Origin of the sequence: Stenotrophomonas sepilia, assembly GCF_003244875.1 — a bacterium.
Lineage (GTDB): Bacteria > Pseudomonadota > Gammaproteobacteria > Xanthomonadales > Xanthomonadaceae > Stenotrophomonas > Stenotrophomonas sepilia.
On sequence record NZ_LXXZ01000049.1, the window covers coordinates 1 to 17,997 of the forward strand.

Here is a 17,997-nt window from a genome sequence, read left to right on the forward strand (position 1 = left end):
CCCCGCCATCCCACGGGAACCCAGCTTTTGCTTGGGCCGTTGCCGTTGCCGTTGTCGTTGCCGTGGCCTCGGCAGGTGCCGGGCGCCGCCCGGCCAAAGCCATCCCCCTGCTTCCGGTACAATGTCGGGCCCGTTTCCCAACTACGGTTCCCCGGACATGATGGTCCTCGAGGGCGCGCCCGCCCTGTCGCCGTTCCGCCGCGAACGTCTTGAATCCCGCCTGCAGTCCATCGCTCCCTCCCTGCGCATCAGCGGTGCCTGGCACGTCTACTTCGTGCAGCCCGAAGGCAGCGCCGCCCCCGACCTGACCACGCTGTGCCGCATCCTCGAAGCGGCGCCGCAGGCCGAAGCCGTGGCCGAAGGCGCAGTCAGCCGCATCGTGGTGCCGCGCCTGGGCACGCTGTCGCCCTGGTCGAGCAAGGCCACCGAACTGGTCCGCGGTGCCGGCCAGCCGGTCAGCCGGGTCGAGCGTGGCCTGCGTATCGACGTGCAGGGCTGGCCGGCAGATGCTGACGCCCAGCAGGCGCTGGTCAAGGCGCTGCACGACCCGATGACACAGTCGGTGCTGGAGACCGTGGAGCAGGGCCAGGCGCTGTTCTCGGCGCCGGCCCGTGGCGAGCTGGAACGCGTGCCGGTGGACCAGCTGGAGGCCGCCAACCAGCGCCTCGGCCTGGCCATGGCCCAGGACGAGATCGACTACCTGCGTGAACGCTTCACCGCGCTGGGCCGCTCGCCGTCGGACGTGGAACTGATGATGTTCGCGCAGGCCAATTCCGAGCACTGCCGCCACAAGATCTTCAACGCCAGCTGGACCATCGATGGCCAGGAACAGGACCGCTCGCTGTTCCGGATGATCAAGAACACCCACCAGCAGACCCCGCAGCACACGCTCAGCGCGTACAGCGACAACGCTGCAGTGATCGAAGGCCATCCGGCGTCGCGCTACCGTCCCGATCCGGCCAGTGGCGAATACCGCCGCGAAGCGCAGGTGCCCAGTGCCTTCCAGATCAAGGTGGAAACCCACAACCACCCGACCGCGATCGCACCGTTCCCGGGCGCTTCGACCGGCGCGGGTGGCGAGATCCGCGACGAAGGCGCGACCGGCCGTGGCGGCAAGCCCAAGGCAGGCCTGACCGGCTTCTCGGTCTCGCACCTGCGCATTCCGGAATTGCCGCAGCCGTGGGAGGCGCCGCGCGCGCTGAACCCGCGCATGGCACCGGCGCTGGAAATCATGACCGACGGCCCGCTCGGCGGCGCCGCGTTCAACAACGAGTTCGGCCGCCCGAACCTGCTCGGCTACTTCCGCAGCTTCGAGCTGCCGGAAGGCGCCGACCTGGTGCGCGCCTACGACAAGCCGATCATGCTGGCCGGTGGCCTCGGTGCGATCGATCGCGTGCAGGTCGACAAGATCCCGCTGCAGGCCGGTGATGCGGTGATCGTGCTGGGTGGCCCGGCGATGCTGATCGGCCTGGGCGGCGGTGCGGCCAGTTCGGTGGCCTCCGGTGAAAGCGCCGAGGACCTGGACTTCGCCAGCGTGCAGCGCGACAACCCGGAAATGGAGCGCCGCTGCCAGGAGGTCATCGACCGCTGCGTGGCGATGGGCGCCAACAACCCGATCAAGTTCTTCCACGACGTCGGCGCCGGTGGCCTGTCCAACGCCATCCCCGAACTGCTGCACGACTCGAACGTCGGTGGTGTCATCGACCTGGGCAAGGTGCCCACCGATGATCCGTCGCTGTCACCGATGCAGCTGTGGTGCAACGAGTCGCAGGAACGCTACGTGCTGGGCGTGGCCCAGGAGCGCCTGGCCGAGTTCGCCGCGCTGTGCGCCCGCGAACGCTGCCCCTTCGCGGCCGTCGGCGTGGCCACCGCCGAGGAACACCTGGTGGTGGCTTACGGCGCCGTGCCGGGCCACACCCCGGCCGATGCACCGATCGACCTGCCGATGGACGTGCTGTTCGGCAAGCCGCCGAAGATGCATCGCGACACCGCGCACCCGCCGGCACCGCGCTGGCCGGCGCTGAAGACCGGTGGCCTTGACCTGCAGGAAGCCGGCCTGCGCGTGCTCGCGCACCCGACGGTCGCTTCGAAGAACTTCCTGGTCACCATTGGTGACCGCAGCGTCGGCGGCCTGACCGCGCGCGAACAGATGGTCGGCCCGTGGCAGCTGCCGGTGGCCGACGTGGCGATCACCCTGGCCGACTTCGATGGCGTGGCTGGCGAAGCGATGTCGATCGGCGAGCGCACCCCGCTGGCCCTGCTCGATGCCGCTGCTTCGGCACGCATGGCGGTGGGCGAAGCGCTGACCAACCTGTGCGCGGCCCCGGTCGATGCGCTGGATGAGATCAAACTGTCGGCGAACTGGATGGCTGCGGCCGGTCACCCCGGCGAAGACGCGCTGCTGTACGACGCGGTGAAGGCGGTGGGCATGGAACTCTGCCCGCAGCTGGACATCAGCATCCCGGTGGGCAAGGACTCGCTGTCGATGCAGGCGCAGTGGCACGACCAGGGCGAAGCGCACAAGAGCGTGTCGCCGGTGTCGCTGGTGATCTCGGCGTTCGCGCCGGTCGCCGACGTGCGCCAGCAGTTGACCCCGCTGCTCGACCGGGAGGTGGACAGCGAGCTGTGGCTGATCGGCCTCGGTGCCGGCAAGCAGCGCCTGGGGGGTTCGATCCTGGCCCAGGTGCATGCCGACCACGGCGACCTGCCGGCCTTCGCCGGTGCCGCCCCGGACCTGGATGATCCGCAGCGCCTGCGGGGTTTCTTCGAACTGATCCGCGATGCACGCCAGTCCGGCCTGCTGCTGGCCTATCACGACCGCAGCGACGGCGGTGCTTTCGCCGCCCTGTGCGAAATGGCCTTCACCTCGCGCCTGGGCCTGGATATCGCCCTCGATGCCTGGGGTGATGATCCGTTCCGCAGCCTGTTCAACGAAGAACTGGGTGCGGTGGTTCAGATCGCACGCGAAGACCGTGCCGCGTTTGCCGACCTGGTTGAACGCCATGCATTGACCGAATGCGCGCAGCGCATCGCCAAGCCAACCACCGCACCGGTGGTGCGCGTGTCGCTGGGCGGCGAGAACCTGGCCGAGTGGCGCTGGGAGGCCTTGTTCGACGCCTGGTGGTCGGTCACCCACGCGATGCAGAAGCGCCGCGACAACCCGGCCAACGCCGATGCCGAGCGCGAGGTCGCGCGTGCCTTCAACGCACCGGGCCTGAAGCCGAAGCTCAGCTTCGACCTCAACGAAGACGTGGCCGCACCGTTCATCAGCACCGGTGCGCGTCCGCGCGTGGCGGTGCTGCGCGAGCAGGGCGTCAACGGCCAGATCGAAATGGCCAACGCCTTCGAACGCGCCGGCTTCCGCGCCTTCGACGTGCACATGAGCGACCTGATTGAAGGCCGCGTGGCCCTGCAGGATTTCACCGGTCTGGTGGCCTGTGGTGGCTTCAGCTATGGCGACGTGCTCGGTGCCGGCCGTGGCTGGGCCACCTCGATCCTGGAGCGCAGCGCACTGCGTGATGCCTTCGCCGCGTTCTTCGCGCGCGAAGACAGCTTCGCGCTGGGCGTATGCAACGGCTGCCAGATGATGAGCCAGCTGAAGAACATCATTCCGGGTGCCGAGCACTGGCCGCAGTTCCGCCGCAATGCCAGCGAGCAGTTCGAAGCCCGTACCGCGCTGCTGGAAGTGGTGGAATCGCCGTCGATCCTGCTGCGTGGCATGGCCGGCTCGCGCCTGCCGGTGGCGGTGGCGCATGGTGAGGGCCAGGCCGTGTTCGACAATGCCGTCGACCAGGCTGCTGCACGTGTCTCGCTGCGCTACATCGATGGCAATGGCAAGGTGGCCAGCCAGTACCCGCTGAACCCGAACGGTTCGCCTGACGGCATCACCGGCCTGACCAGCAGCGACGGCCGCGTCACCATCATGATGCCGCACCCGGAACGTACCCCGCGCGCGCTCAACCTGAGCTGGGCACCGGCGGAATGGCAGGGTGATTCGCCGTGGATGCGCATGTTCCGCAACGCGCGGGTATGGTGCGGCTGATCGCATCATTCCGCGCAGGCCGCAATGCCACCGCGTATGGAAAAACCCGCCGCTTCGTCGGCGGGTTTTTCTTTGCACGCGTGAAACCCTTGTCGCGCCCGCTAGTTACATCGGTTTTCATGCGCCAGCGGTCCGTCACGTGTACCTAACAAAATACTTTTATAAACACGCGAAATGGTGAACTGCTTCACGGCAATAGCATTTGTCGTGTCAAAGTCTTGACGATCTGCAAAGTTGCCGTTAACACTTGAACCCCGTTTCAGAACCATTCATTCCGCAGTAACCGCTCGGCGTACGCGCTCGGTTTTCTGTCGCTGCGCGCCGTTCGGCAATACCCCGCAGTAAATCACGCGAAAAAACGCCCCCAGGGGACGTTGGGCCAGAAGGCCCGGCGGTGGCGTTGCTTTGCCCAAAACCAGTCCAATCAGGAGCCGTACCGATGAATCGGATTTATCGCAAGGTCTGGAACAAAGCATTGGGTCAGTTGGTGGTGGCCTCGGAACTGGCCTCCTCCGACAGCAGCGGTGGTGTTGTCGACCAGCGCCGCGATACGACACCAGCTACGCCCGCGCTGTTGGCGGTGGCACTGGGCCTGGTATTGGGATTGGGCATGAGCGGTTACGCCGCTGCGCAGTCGGTGCAGATCGGCGGCAGCGCAACCTGCGTGGCATTCAGCGGCAAGCTGCTGGAAAAATGCCTGGTGGAAGGCTCCGCCAGTGCCAAGGGCAGCAACGCGGTGGCGATCGGCAGCAACAGCAGCGCCACTGCCGCCAACAGCGTGGCGCTGGGCGCAGGCTCCAGGGCCAACCGCGCCAACACGGTGTCCGTTGGCGATGCCGGCAAGGAACGGCAGATCACCAACGTGGCTGCAGGCACCCAGGCCACCGATGCGGTGAACAAGTCACAGCTGGATGCGCAGGCACGCGCCACGCAGGCCGCGCTGGCGGACGTCGCCGCAGATGGAAACCGCTATTTCAAGGCCGATGGCGCAGGTGATGACAGCGACGCGGCGAAGATCGACGGGCAGGGCGCGGTTGCAGCGGGCGCCGGTGCGCAGTCGTTGGCCAATGCCACCACCGCCATCGGTACCCAGGCGATTGCTGCCGGCCTGGGCGCCAGCGCGTTCGGCCAGGGCGCATTGGCAATCGGTGACGCCAGCGTGGTGGTCGGGCAGAGTGCTGCCGCGTTCGGTCTTGGTGACACCGCCGTCGGCGCCAGTGCCTATGCCGCAAGCGAGAATGGCGCGGCCACCGCCTTGGGCGCGTTGTCCGAAGCCACTGCCGATGGCGCCACTGCCGTGGGTGGCGGTGCCGTGGCGATGGGCCCGGGCAGTACCGCACTGGGCCGCGGCGCCACCGCCGCCAATGAAGCATCGATCGCGGTGGGTGCGTTCAGCACCGCCGTGGGTGAGTACAGCGCCGCGCTGGGGTCCAACTCGGCGGCGGTTGCCACCGGCAGCGTGGCGCTCGGCGCCGGCTCGCTGGCCGACCGTGTCGACACCGTGTCGGTCGGCGCCGCCGAATATGGCCTGACCCGGCAGATCACCAGCGTCGCGGCGGGTACTGAAGATACCGACGCGGTCAATGTCGGCCAGTTGAAGGATGTGGCCGCCGTGGCCGATGCCACCGCCAAGCACTTCCAGGCCACCGGCAGCCGGCACAGCGATGCGGGCGCGCTGGCCGAAGGTGACGAGGCACTGGCGGCCGGCGAGGCGGCCAACGCCATCGGCAATGGCACCACCGCCGTGGGTGCCGGTGCCACGGCCGTTGCGCAGAACGCCACCGCCGTCGGCAACAACGCGCTGGCGTCAGGCCAGAACAGCGCCGCGTTCGGCAACAACGCACAGGCGAACGGCCCGGGCAGCGTCGCCGTCGGTGGTGCTGCAGTGGATGCCGATGGCAATCCGCTGATCACCAGTGGTGGCGTGCCGGTCGAAACCGGCGCCACCAGCGCAGGCGTCGGTGGCACTGCAGTCGGCGCCAGTGCCGAAGCCAGTGGATTTGCGGCGTCGTCCTACGGCGTTGGCGCGTATGCCGCCGGTGCGCAGTCGTCCGCATTCGGTGCGGTCGCCAATGCCATTGGTGACTACTCCACCGCACTGGGTACGCAGAGCACCGCCACCGGTACCAGCAGCGTCGCCATCGGTGGCCCGGCCGACCTGATTCCGGGCCTGGGCTTCTTCGTGCAGACCCAGGCCAGCGGCGAAGCGGCGACGGCCGTCGGCGCCGGTGCCATCGCCAGCGGTGATCGTGCGGTGGCCAACGGCAGCCTGACCGAAGCGTCCGGTGCGGAATCCACCGCCGTCGGCTACTTCGCTTACGCCCCGGGTGAGAATGCCAGCGCGCTCGGTGCGCAGACCTGGGCCAGCGGCGCGCAGAGTACCGCCGTCGGTTATTACGCCACCGCTCGCGGTGCCAACAGCGTTGCACTGGGCGCGAACTCCGAAGCTGTCCGCGCCAACAGCGTAGCGGTCGGCAGCGCAGGCAACGAACGGCAGATCACCAGCGTTGCCGCGGGCAATGAAGCCACCGATGCGGTCAATCTGGCCCAGTTGAAGGGCGTCGCTGCCGTGGCTGACGCCACCGCCAAGCACTTCCAGGCCACCGGCAGCAGCAACAGCGAGGCCGGTGCGCTGGCCGAAGGCGAAGATGCGCTGGCCGCCGGCGAGGCGGCCAATGCGATCGGCAATGGCACCAGTGCACTGGGAGCGGGCGCCGTTGCCATCGCGCAGAGCGCCACTGCCGTCGGCAGCAACGCGCTGGCCTCGGGGCAGGGCAGCGCGGCCTTCGGCGCGGCGGCCACCGCCAGTGGCAGCAACGCTACCGCCCTGGGAACGCAGAGCAGCGCCACCGGCGCCGGCAGCGTCGCCATTGGTGGCCCGGCCGACATCGTGCCGGGCATGGGCCTGTATGTGCAGACGCGGGCCAGCGGTGTGTCCTCCACCGCGGTAGGCGGCGGTGCGGTCGCCAGTGGTGACCGCTCGTTGGCCAACGGCAGCTTCACGGAAGCAGTGGGCGCGGAATCCACCGCGCTGGGTTACTTCGCTTATGCCGCAGGCGACAACGCCAGTGCACTGGGCGCGCAGACCTGGGCCATCGGCAAGGACAGCACGGCCATCGGTTACTACGCCACCGCTGGCGCCGAAAACAGTGTCGCGCTGGGCGCCTATTCGGGCTCCAATCGGGCCAATACGGTGGCCGTGGGCACCAATGGCAATGAACGCCAGATCGTCAGCGTGGCCGCGGGTACGCAGGCGACGGATGCGGTGAACAAGGCGCAGCTGGACGCTGTGGCAAGCACCGCCGACGGCACCGCGCGCTTCTTCCAGGCACAGCCCGAAGCGGGCAGTGATGCCGGTGCGTTCGCCGAGGGCGAAGGCGCGGTCGCGGCCGGTTCGTCGAGCAATGCGATTGGCGCCGGCGCGGTTGCACATGGCGCTGCCGCGTCGGCGATCGGTGATGACAGCGTGGCGGTGGGTCGCAACAGCAGCGCCACCGGCAACGGCGGTGTTGCCATCGGTGGCCTCGGGCAGGCCTACGATGAGTACAACCAGCCGATCATCGGCGCCGACGGCAAGGCGCAGCAGGTGGGCACCACGGCGGCCGCCGATGCCACGGCGGTCGGCAGCGGTGCACAGGCCACCGGGGCTGCCAGCGGCGCGTTCGGCAATGCCGCCAAGGCCAGTGGCGACAACAGCTTCGCGGCCGGCGGCAAGTCGCGCGCCACCGGCAGCTATGCCGTTGCGGTCGGTGACAGCGCCTTCGCCAGCAGCGATGACAGCACCGCTGTCGGTGGTTACAGCTGGGCGACGGCCAGTGGCGCAGCAGCGTTCGGTTCGGGTGCGTGGGCCACCGCCACCAATGCCTCGGCATTCGGCAACGCGGCCTGGGCCAGTGGCAGTGGTGCGACCTCCATCGGTTACAACAGCTGGGCCAACGGCACCAGCTCCACCGCCGTCGGTCGCGGCGCATTTGGTTATGGCGACAACAGCGTGGCACTGGGCTTCCAGGCGCTGGGGAACAGCATCAACAGCATCGCCATCGGCACCAATACGGTGGCCGGCGGTGAAAGTGCGATTGCGTTGGGCGCCGGCAGCAACGCCAGCGCCAGCAATGCTGTCGCGCTCGGTGCCGGTTCGGTTGCCAGCCGTGCACGCACGGTGTCGGTGGGCAGCAGTGGCAACGAGCGGCAGATCACCAACGTCGCTGCCGGTACCCAAGCCACGGACGCGGTGAACAAGGCACAGCTGGATGCGGTCGCGAGTACCGCCACCACCACCAGCCGCTTCTTCCAGGCCAGTGGCAGCGGCGACGACGTAGCCGGTGCGCTGGTGGAGGGTGACAACGCGCTGGCTGCCGGTGATGCGGCCAACGCCATCGGCAACGGCGCCACCGCGCTCGGCAGTGGTGCCAACGCGCTGGCCAACAACGCGCAGGCGATCGGTTTCAACGCGCTGGCCAGCGCCGCCAACGCCAGCGCCGTCGGTGCCAACGCCCAGGCGACCGGTGAGTACGCCACCGCGCAGGGTGCGGAAAGCGAAGCCAGCGGCGAGCAGAGCGCAGCGTTCGGTGCCGCCAGCATCGCCAGTGGTGCCGGTAGTACCGCCAACGGTGTGTTGTCCGAAGCCTCCGGCGAGGAAGCCGTGGCGGTGGGCTACTTCAGCAACGCCAGCGGCAGCGGCGCCACCGCGGTCGGCAGCGAGAGCGTCGCCAGCGGCACCGCGTCGGCAGCGTTCGGCATCGGCGCAGAAGCGACCGGTGGCTACAGCACCGCCATCGGTGGCTATGCGCAGGCCTCGGCGTTCAATGCCACCGCCTTCGGCAACTTCGCCAATGCCTCCGGTTCCAACAGCGTGGCGCTGGGCGGCGACTCCGAGGCGTCGGGTGCCTACAGCACCGCCACCGGCCAGGGCAGCCTGGCCACCGGCACCAACAGCGTCGCCGTCGGCGGTTCGCTGTTCGGCGTGCTGGCCACCGAAGCATCGGGCAATTACTCCACCGCCGTCGGTGGTGGCGCCTGGTCCGGTGGCATCAACAGCACCGCACTGGGCAACGCCGCCGAATCGCGCGCGGCCAACAGCGTGGCGCTGGGCGCCGATTCGATCGCGGACCGCGACAACACCGTGTCGGTGGGCGGTGGTGGCAATACCCGCCAGATCACCAATGTGGCCGCTGGCACGCAGGGCACTGATGCGGTCAACAAGAACCAGCTCGACGCCGTAGCGGCTGCAGCGGAAAAGACCAGCAGGCAGTTCCAGGCCAGTGGCAACGCCGATGGTGAAACCGGCGCCCTGGTCGAGGGCGATAACGCGCTGGCGGCCGGTGATGCGGCCAACGCCATCGGCAACGGTGCCACCGCACTCGGCAGCGGCGCCAATGCACTGGCGGCCAACGCCACGGCGGTCGGCATCGATGCGCTGGCCACCGGCAACAACGCCGCAGCACTCGGCAGTACCGCACAGGCCACCGGCGAAGACAGCCTTGCGCTCGGTACCGGCGCCAGCGCCAGCGAGCTGGGTGCCAGCGCCGCGGGTGCGCGTGCACAGGCCAGTGGTGCGTACAGCACCGCGACCGGCACCGAATCCAACGCCAGCGGCACGCAGGCACTGGCCAGTGGCTTCCGCAGTGCCGCCTCCGCCGATGGCACCACCGCGGTCGGTGGCTATGCTGAAGCCAGCGGTCGCCTCGGGACCGCGTTGGGCTATGGCTCGGCGGCCAGCGGTGCCAACACCACGGCAGTGGGCTTCGGCGCCGCCGCGGCCGGTAGCGGTGCCGTTGCGGTCGGCCAGTCCAGCGAAGCCAGTGGCGCTGAGAGCGTGGCCATCGGTGGCAGCACCTTCTTCGGCCTGATCCCGTCGCGTGCCAGCGGCACCGGTGCAGCGGCATTCGGTGCGGGTGCGTGGGCGACCGAAGATTACGCCACCGCGATCGGCTGGAATTCGTGGGCGGATGCGGCAGATGCCACGGCACTGGGCGCCAGTGCCACCGCCAGTGGGTTGAACAGCGTGGCGCTGGGCGCCGGCTCCAAGGCCGAGCGCGACAATACCGTGGCCGTGGGCACCGCGGGCGGCGAACGCCAGGTGACCCATGTCGCAGCCGGCACCGAGGCCACCGACGCGGTGAACAAGGGCCAGCTGGACGCGGTTGCCAGCGTTGCCGACAGGACTGCCCGGCGGTTCCAGGCCAGCGGCAACGCCGATGGCGAAGCCGGTGCCCTGGTCGACGGAGACAACGCACTGGCCGCCGGCAACGCGGCCAACGCCGTCGGCAACGGCGCCACCGCGCTGGGCAGCGGAGCCAACGCCATGGCCGTCAACGCCACCGCCATCGGCGTCGATGCCCTGGCCACCGGCAACAACGCCGCGGCTCTGGGCAACAACGCACAGGCCAGTGGTGTCGACAGCGTGGCGGTGGGCAGCGGCGCCAGCGCCAGCGAACTCGGTGCCAGCGCCAGCGGCACCGGTGCCCAGGCCAAGGGTGCCTACAGCACCGCCAGTGGTGCGCAGGCCACGGCCAGCGGCACGCAGTCGCAGGCCAGCGGCTTCCGCGCCAACGCCTCGGCTGACGGTGCCTCCGCGCTGGGCAGCTATGCCGAAGCCAGTGGCCGGCTTGGTACGGCGGTCGGCTACGGCAGCAAGGCCACCGGCGCGAATGCCACCGCAGTGGGTGTCAGCGCCAATGCGTCGGCAGCCGGCAGCATCGCACTGGGTGCCGGCTCGGTGGCTGATCGTGCCAATACCGTGTCAGTGGGCAGCAGCACCAGTGATCGTCAGATCACCCGTGTCGCCGCCGGTACCGAGCGCACCGATGCAGTCAATCGTGGCCAGCTCGATGCGGTCGCGGCGACCGCCGATGGCACCGCACGCTACGTCAAGGCCACTGGTGCGGGTACCGCCAGTGCCAGCGGCAGCGATGCCGCTGCGGTCGGTTCGGCCGCCAGTGCCAGTGGTGCACGCAGCAATGCGCTGGGTGCCAACGCGATGGCCATTGGCAATGATGCGCTTGCACTGGGCAACAGCGCCGGCGCGTCCGGTGCGAACTCGGTGGCGCTGGGGGCGGGCTCGCGTGCGCTCGATGCCAACGTGGTGTCGGTCGGCGGTGGCAATGGCACCGATGGCCCGGCCACGCGGCGGATCGTCAATGTGGCCGACGGCCGCATCGCTGCCGGCAGCAGCGATGCGGTCACCGGTTCGCAGCTCAACGTCACCAACCAGCGCGTGGGCGCAGTGGAAACCCGCGTGGGCGATTTCGATTCGCGCATCGCGACGGTCGAGACCACGGCGGCCAGTGCAGTCGGCTATGACGACGCCAGCCGTGACCGCCTGACCCTGTCCGGCTTCCAGGGCACCACCATCGACAACGTCGGTGCCGGCAGCATCGCCGCCGGCAGCCGCCAGGCGATCAATGGCGGGCAGTTGTTCCAGTCGCTCAGTGATGCCGCCAGCTTCCTCGGCGGTGGCGCCAGCGTCGGCATGCAGGGTGTGTTCGTGGCGCCGAACTACGTGATCCAGGGCGCGACGTACAGCAACGTCGGCGATGCGCTCGGTGCGCTGGACCGCAAGGTCAGCGAGATCGATCGCCGCACCGCCGGAGGCACGCGTTCGGGAACGGCAAGCCTGCGTTCGATGAGTGCCTCGCTGGATGAAAGCGCACTGGCCAGCGTCGCCGACGCACCGGCCACCGCCGACGCGGCACCGGCCAGCACCGCACGCGTGCAGGGCACGCCGACGGCCGCCGCCGCCGGTGCCGGGATTCCGGTTGGCACCCCGGCCACGGGCTTCAATGCCGTCGCCATGGGTGAGGGCGCAGTGGCCAGTGGCGCCTCGTCCACCGCCATCGGCCAGGGTGCCAGTGCCACGGCTGCCAACGCGGTGGCTTTGGGCCAGGGCTCGGTTGCCGATCGTGCCAACACCGTGTCGGTCGGTAGCGAAGGCAACGAACGCCAGGTCACCAACGTCGCCGCCGGCACCACCGCCACCGACGCCGTCAACAAGGGCCAGCTGGACCGTGGCATGGCCACTGCCAACAGCTACACCGACAGCCGCGTGCAGGCCGTCGCCGACAGCTTCGATGTGTTCAAGGGCGAGATCGACGGGCGCCTGCGCCACATGGATCGCCGCATCGACCGCCAGGGCGCCATGAGCGCGGCGATGCTCAACATGGCCACCAGTGCCGCCGGTATCCGCACCCAGAACCGGGTCGGCGTCGGCATCGGTTTCCAGGGCGGCGAGTCGGCGTTGTCGCTGGGCTACCAGCGTGCGATCAGCGATCGCGCCACGGTCACCTTCGGCGGTGCCTTCAGCAGCGACGACAGCTCGGTTGGCGTCGGTGCTGGTTTCGGCTGGTAAGCCAAACCACTGCGCCGGCGGCCACCCACGCCGGCGCATCACCTGCAACGAGGGCCTGGGGGGAGGTCACGGCAATCCCGGCTGGGCCGGCCGGGAGTCGTCAAGGAATGATGGCCGCAGTGTTGGTTCGATCCATGACCCAGAAGAGGAATTTCGACGTGATCAAGAAGCAGAACCTTCGCATCAATGTGCTTGCCGCCGCCGTGCTGTCGATGACCGCGGTGGGTGCCGTCCACGCCGCCGGGTTGCCGACCCGTGAACCGGTGCGCCAGGCCAGCACCGCCGAGCCGGGCGCCGAGCGCATCATCGTCAAGTATCGTGCCGGCACCGCTGCGGCGGGCGACCGTTCGGCCAAGCTGTCCACCGTGCAGTCCGCGCTGACCCGCGCCAGCCTGTCCGGTGGCACCGCCCGCGCCAGCACGCTGGGCCCGCAGGTCGTGCGCAGGCTCGGCGTCGGTGCCGACCTGATCCGCCTGCAGGGGCGCCTGGCGCCTGCGGAACTGCAGCGCGTGCTGAAGGAACTGAAGGCCGACCCGGCCGTGCAGTACGCCGAAGCCGACGTGAAGCTGCGCCGCACCGAGCTGCGCGCCGGTGACGTGCAGCCGGCGCTGGCGCCGAACGATCCGTACTACCAGCAGTACCAGTGGCACCTGCACAACGCCACCGGTGGCATCAATGCACCGTCGGCGTGGGATGTATCGCAGGGCGAGGGCGTGGTGGTGGCCGTGCTCGACACCGGCATCCTGCCGCAGCACCCGGACCTGGTCGGCAACCTGCTGGAAGGCTACGACTTCATCAGCGATGCCGAGACGTCGCGCCGTGCCACCAACGATCGCGTGCCGCGCGCGCAGGACTATGGCGACTGGGTCGAGAACGACAATGAGTGCTACACCGGCTCCGTCGCGGAGGACAGCTCCTGGCACGGTACCCATGTGGCCGGCACCGTGGCCGAGCAGACCAACAACGGCGTCGGCATGGCCGGTGTCGCGCACAAGGCCAAGGTGCTGCCGGTCCGCGTGCTCGGCAAGTGCGGTGGCTACCTTTCCGATATCGCCGACGCCATCACCTGGGCCTCCGGCGGCACCGTGGCGGGCGTGCCCGCCAATGCCAACCCGGCCGAGATCATCAACATGAGCCTGGGTGGAAGCGGCAGCTGTGACGGAACCTACCAGGATGCGATCAATGGCGCGATCTCGCGTGGCACCACCGTGGTCGTGGCGGCCGGCAACGAGACCGACAACGCATCCAAGTACCGTCCGGCCAGTTGCGACGGCGTGGTGACCGTCGGCGCCACCCGCATCACCGGCGGCATCACCTACTACTCCAACTACGGCACCCGCGTGGACCTGTCCGGTCCGGGTGGTGGCGGCAGCGTCGATGGCAATCCGGGCGGCTACGTCTGGCAGTCCGGTTCCGATGCGGCCACCACGCCGGAGTCGGGCAGCTACAGCTACATGGGCATGGGTGGCACGTCGATGGCCTCGCCGCACGTGGCTGCCGTCGCTGCACTGGTGCAGAGCGCGCTGATCGCCAAGGGCAAGGATCCGCTGGCCCCCGCCGCGATGCGCGCGCTGCTGAAGGAAACCGCGCGCCCGTTCCCGGTCAGCATCCCGACCGCCACCCCGATCGGCACCGGCATCGTCGATGCCAAGGCGGCGCTGGCCAAGGCACTGGAAGAGCCGTGCACCGAGAACTGCGGGCCGGTGGCGACGCCGCTGACCAACAAGGCCGCCGTGGGGGGCCTGAACGGTACGGCCGGCAGCAGCCGCCTGTACAGCTTCGAGGCAGCCGCTGGCAAGCAGCTCAGCGTGATCACCTACGGTGGCACCGGCAACGTGTCGGTCTACATCGCCCAGGGACGCGAGCCGAGCGCCAGCGACAACGATGGCAAGTCGACCCGTCCCGGCACGTCCGAAACGGTACGGGTGAACAAGCCGGTGGCAGGCACCTACTACATCAAGGTGGTGGGCGAAGCGGCCTACAACGGCGTGAGCATCCTCGCCACGCAGTAAGCCTGACGTGTCGTAGTTGAACGGCCGAGGCCCGTCATCCTGTGTGACGGGCTTCGTCTTTTTACGAAAGCTGGCCGCAGGGCGGCGGAAATCATGGCTTAACTGCTAAAGTCGGTCCGATTGACAGGAGAGTCACGTGAACGCGCTCGCTGCAACCGTTACCGACGATGCCGAAGGCCGCATCCTGGATGCGCTGCTGGCACGCGGCCGGCTCAAGGAAGGAGACCTGGCGCGCGCGCGGCCGCTGCACGCCGAGGCCGGCGGCAGCCTGCTGGGCCTGCTGGTGCGCCTGGGCCTGGTGTCTGAACGCGACCAGGCACAGGCCAGCGCCGAGGTGCTGGGCCTGCCGCTGCTGGAGGGCAAACAGGTGCCGGAGGCCCCGCCGCAGGCGCTGGCCGAGGGACTGCCGCTGTCGCTGCGTTTCCTGAAGCAGTTCCATGTGTGCCCGCTGGAGCTGAATGAACACGGGGTGCGTCTGTGGCTGGCCGATGCCCACGATGCCTATCCGCAGCAGGCCGTGCAGTTGGCGCTGGGGGTTCCGGTGACACCAGTGCTGGGCATGCGTGCGGAGATCGATGACCTGGTCGAGCGCTGGTTCGGCCAGGGCCGCAGCGCGATGGGCGCGATCGTGGAAACCGCCGATGGCGAAGGCGGCGCGGTCGACGATATCGAGCACCTGCGCGACCTCGCTTCGGAAGCGCCGGTGATCCGTCTGGTCAACCTGGTGATCCAGCGTGCGGTGGAACTGCGCGCTTCGGATATCCATGTCGAACCGTTCGAGAGCCGGTTGAAGGTCCGCTACCGGGTCGATGGCGTGCTGGTGGAGGGCGAAAGCCCGCCGGCCAACCTCACCGCCGCGGTGATCAGCCGCATCAAGATCATGGCCCGGCTCAACATCGCCGAGCGCCGCCTGCCGCAGGACGGCCGCATCATGCTGCGCGTGCAGGGCAAGGAGCTGGAACTTCGCGTGAGTACCGTGCCCACCGCGCATGGCGAAAGCGTGGTGATGCGCTTGCTGGACCGTGAAACGGTGGTCTTCGATTTCCACCGGCTCGGCTTCACCGACGCCTTCCTGCCGCAGTTCCGCAAGGTACTGGAACAGCCGCACGGCATCCTGCTGGTGACCGGCCCGACCGGCTCGGGCAAGACCACCACGCTGTACACCGCGCTGAGCCAGCTCAACACCGCCGACGTCAAGATCATCACGGTGGAAGATCCGGTCGAATACCAGATCGAGGGCATCAACCAGATCCAGGCCAAGCCGCAGATCGGCCTGGATTTCGCCAACGCGCTGCGCAGCATCGTCCGCCAGGATCCGGACATCATCATGATCGGTGAAATGCGCGACCTGGAAACCGCGCGCATCGCCATCCAGTCGGCATTGACCGGCCACCTGGTGCTGTCCACCCTGCACACCAACAATGCGGCCGGTGGCATCACCCGCCTGCTCGACATGGGCGTGGAGGATTACCTGCTCACCTCGACCATCAACGGCATCCTCGCCCAGCGCCTGGTGCGCCGGCTGGAGCCGACCCATGCCGAACGCTACGCAGCCTCGCCAGAGGAGATCGAACGCTTCGAGCTGCGCCGCCTGCAGCCGGAGGGACCGATCCACCTTTACCGCCCGAAGCCCTCGGCGCTGGCGCCGACCGGCTACCTGGGGCGTACCACCATCATGGAATTCCTGGTGATGAACGATGCGCTGCGGCGTGCGGTGATGCGTCGCGATGGCATGGGCGAGATCGAGCGCATCGCCCGCGAAGCCGGCATGCGCACCATGTACGAGGATGGTCTGTCCAAGGCGCTGAGCGGACAGACCACCATCGAGGAAGTGCTGCGCGTGACCGAGGAAAGCTGATGCGTGCAGGACGCCGGGGCTGACATGCCGAACTACCGCTACAAGGCGCTCAATCCGCACGGTGAGGTCTTCGACGGGCAGATGGAGGCGGCCAGCGAGGCCGAGCTGATCGCGCGCCTGCAGGACCAGGGCCACCTGCCGATGGAGACGCAGCTGGCCGACGCCGGCGCGATCGGCGGCAGCAGCTGGCGCAACCTGCTGCAGCAGCGCCCGTTGCAGGGCGCTGCATTGCTGCAGTTCACCCAGCAGCTGGCGACCCTGCTCGGTGCCGGCCAGCCGCTGGACCGCGCGCTGTCGATCCTGCTGGGGTTGCCCGAGGACGAACGATCGCGCCGCGCGATCACCGACATCCGCGACGTGGTGCGCGGCGGTGCACCGCTGTCCACCGCGCTGGAACGCCAGCATGGGCTGTTCTCGCGGCTGTACGTGAACATGGTGCGCGCCGGCGAAGCCGGTGGCAGCCTGCATGAAACCCTGCAACGCCTGGCCGACTACCTCGAGCGCAGCCGCGCGCTGCAGGGCAAGGTCATCAACGCACTGGTCTACCCGGCCATCCTGTTGGTGGTGGTGGGCGGCGCGCTGCTGTTCCTGCTTGGCTATGTGGTGCCACAGTTCGCGCAGATGTACGAGAGCCTGGACGTGGCGCTGCCGTGGTTCACCAATGCGGTGCTGCAGCTGGGCCTGTTCGTGCGCGACTGGTGGGTGCTGCTGCTGGTGGTGCCGGCGCTGGTGGTGCTGTTCTTCGAGCGCAAGGCGCGGCAACCCGCGTTCCGGCTGGCGCTGGATGGCTGGCTGCTGCAGCGCCGTGGCATCGGCCGTCTCGTCGGTGAACTGGAAACCGCGCGCCTGGCGCGCACGCTGGGCACCCTGCTGCGCAACGGCGTGCCCCTGCTGGGCGCACTGGGCATCGCCCGCAACGTACTGGGCAACCGCGCGCTGGCCGCCGATGTGGAAGTGGCCGCCGATGAAGTGAAAAATGGTGCCGGCCTGTCGCTGGCACTGTCGCGCGGCAAGCGCTTCCCGCGCCTGGCCCTGCAGATGATCCAGGTCGGCGAGGAATCCGGCGCCCTCGATACCATGCTGCTGAAGGCCGCCGACACCTTCGAACAGGATAGTGCCCGGCGCATCGACCGCCTGCTGGCGGCGATGGTGCCGGCGATCACCCTGGTGCTGGCCTCGGTGGTGGGCGCGGTGATCGTGGCCGTGCTGGTGCCGCTGTACGACCTGACCAATGCCATCGGTTGACGATGGCACTCCCTGCAACCCCGACACTCCGCAACTGAAAGGACCGTCCATGATTGCCCGTCGCCGACCGATCCGCCTTTCCTTCACTGCCGCGCGCAACCAGTCGGGCATGAGCCTGCTGGAAATCATCATCGTCATCGTGCTGATCGGCGCGGTGCTGACCCTGGTCGCCAGCCGCGTGCTGGGCGGTGCCGACCGTGGCAAGGCCAACATCGCCAAGGCGCAGGTGCAGACCGTGGCGTCCAAGATCGACAACTACCAGATCGACACCGGCAAGCTGCCCGGCTCGCTCAATGACCTGGTGACCGCACCGGCCGGTGTTGGCGGCTGGCTCGGCCCGTACGCCAAGCCGGCCGACCTGAACGACCCGTGGGGCCACGCCTTGGAATACCGCGCACCGGGCGAAGGCCAGCCCTATGAGCTGGTCAGCCTGGGCAAGGATGGCAAGGCCGGCGGTAGCAGCGTCGACGCTGACATCCGCTACCAGCCGTAA

General features: G+C 68.8%; 6 protein-coding genes. All 6 read left to right on the top strand.

The window, feature by feature from the left end:
* Positions 1–157 precede the first annotated feature (157 nt).
* The 6 genes from purL (at position 158) to gspG (ending at position 17,997) form a co-directional block, all read left to right on the top strand.
* Entirely contained in the window at positions 158–4,042 is a 3,885-nt protein-coding gene (gene purL / locus A7X97_RS09230; RefSeq protein WP_088496907.1) for a phosphoribosylformylglycinamidine synthase, read from the top strand.
* A gap of 439 nt (positions 4,043–4,481) precedes the next feature.
* Positions 4,482–12,389 carry an ESPR-type extended signal peptide-containing protein gene (locus A7X97_RS09235; protein WP_111007841.1) on the top strand — a complete coding sequence of 2,636 codons (7,908 nt, stop codon included), beginning with the start codon at positions 4,482–4,484 and terminating at the stop codon, positions 12,387–12,389.
* 158 nt (positions 12,390–12,547) lie between these two features.
* Positions 12,548–14,401: a S8 family peptidase gene (locus A7X97_RS09240; protein WP_111007867.1), complete on the top strand. Its 1,854-nt coding sequence runs from the start codon at positions 12,548–12,550 to the stop codon at positions 14,399–14,401.
* A 136-nt stretch (positions 14,402–14,537) separates the two neighbouring features.
* Positions 14,538–16,259, top strand: a complete 1,722-nt coding sequence (gene gspE / locus A7X97_RS09245; RefSeq protein ID WP_111007842.1) for a type II secretion system ATPase GspE — start codon at positions 14,538–14,540, stop codon at positions 16,257–16,259.
* Between the two features lie 24 nt (positions 16,260–16,283).
* Positions 16,284–17,504 (top strand): type II secretion system protein XpsF, encoded by a 1,221-nt coding sequence (gene xpsF / locus A7X97_RS09250; protein WP_072168883.1) that lies wholly within the window; start codon positions 16,284–16,286, stop codon positions 17,502–17,504.
* A 49-nt stretch (positions 17,505–17,553) separates the two neighbouring features.
* Positions 17,554–17,997 (top strand): type II secretion system major pseudopilin GspG, encoded by a 444-nt coding sequence (gene gspG, locus A7X97_RS09255; protein ID WP_005415225.1) that lies wholly within the window; start codon positions 17,554–17,556, stop codon positions 17,995–17,997.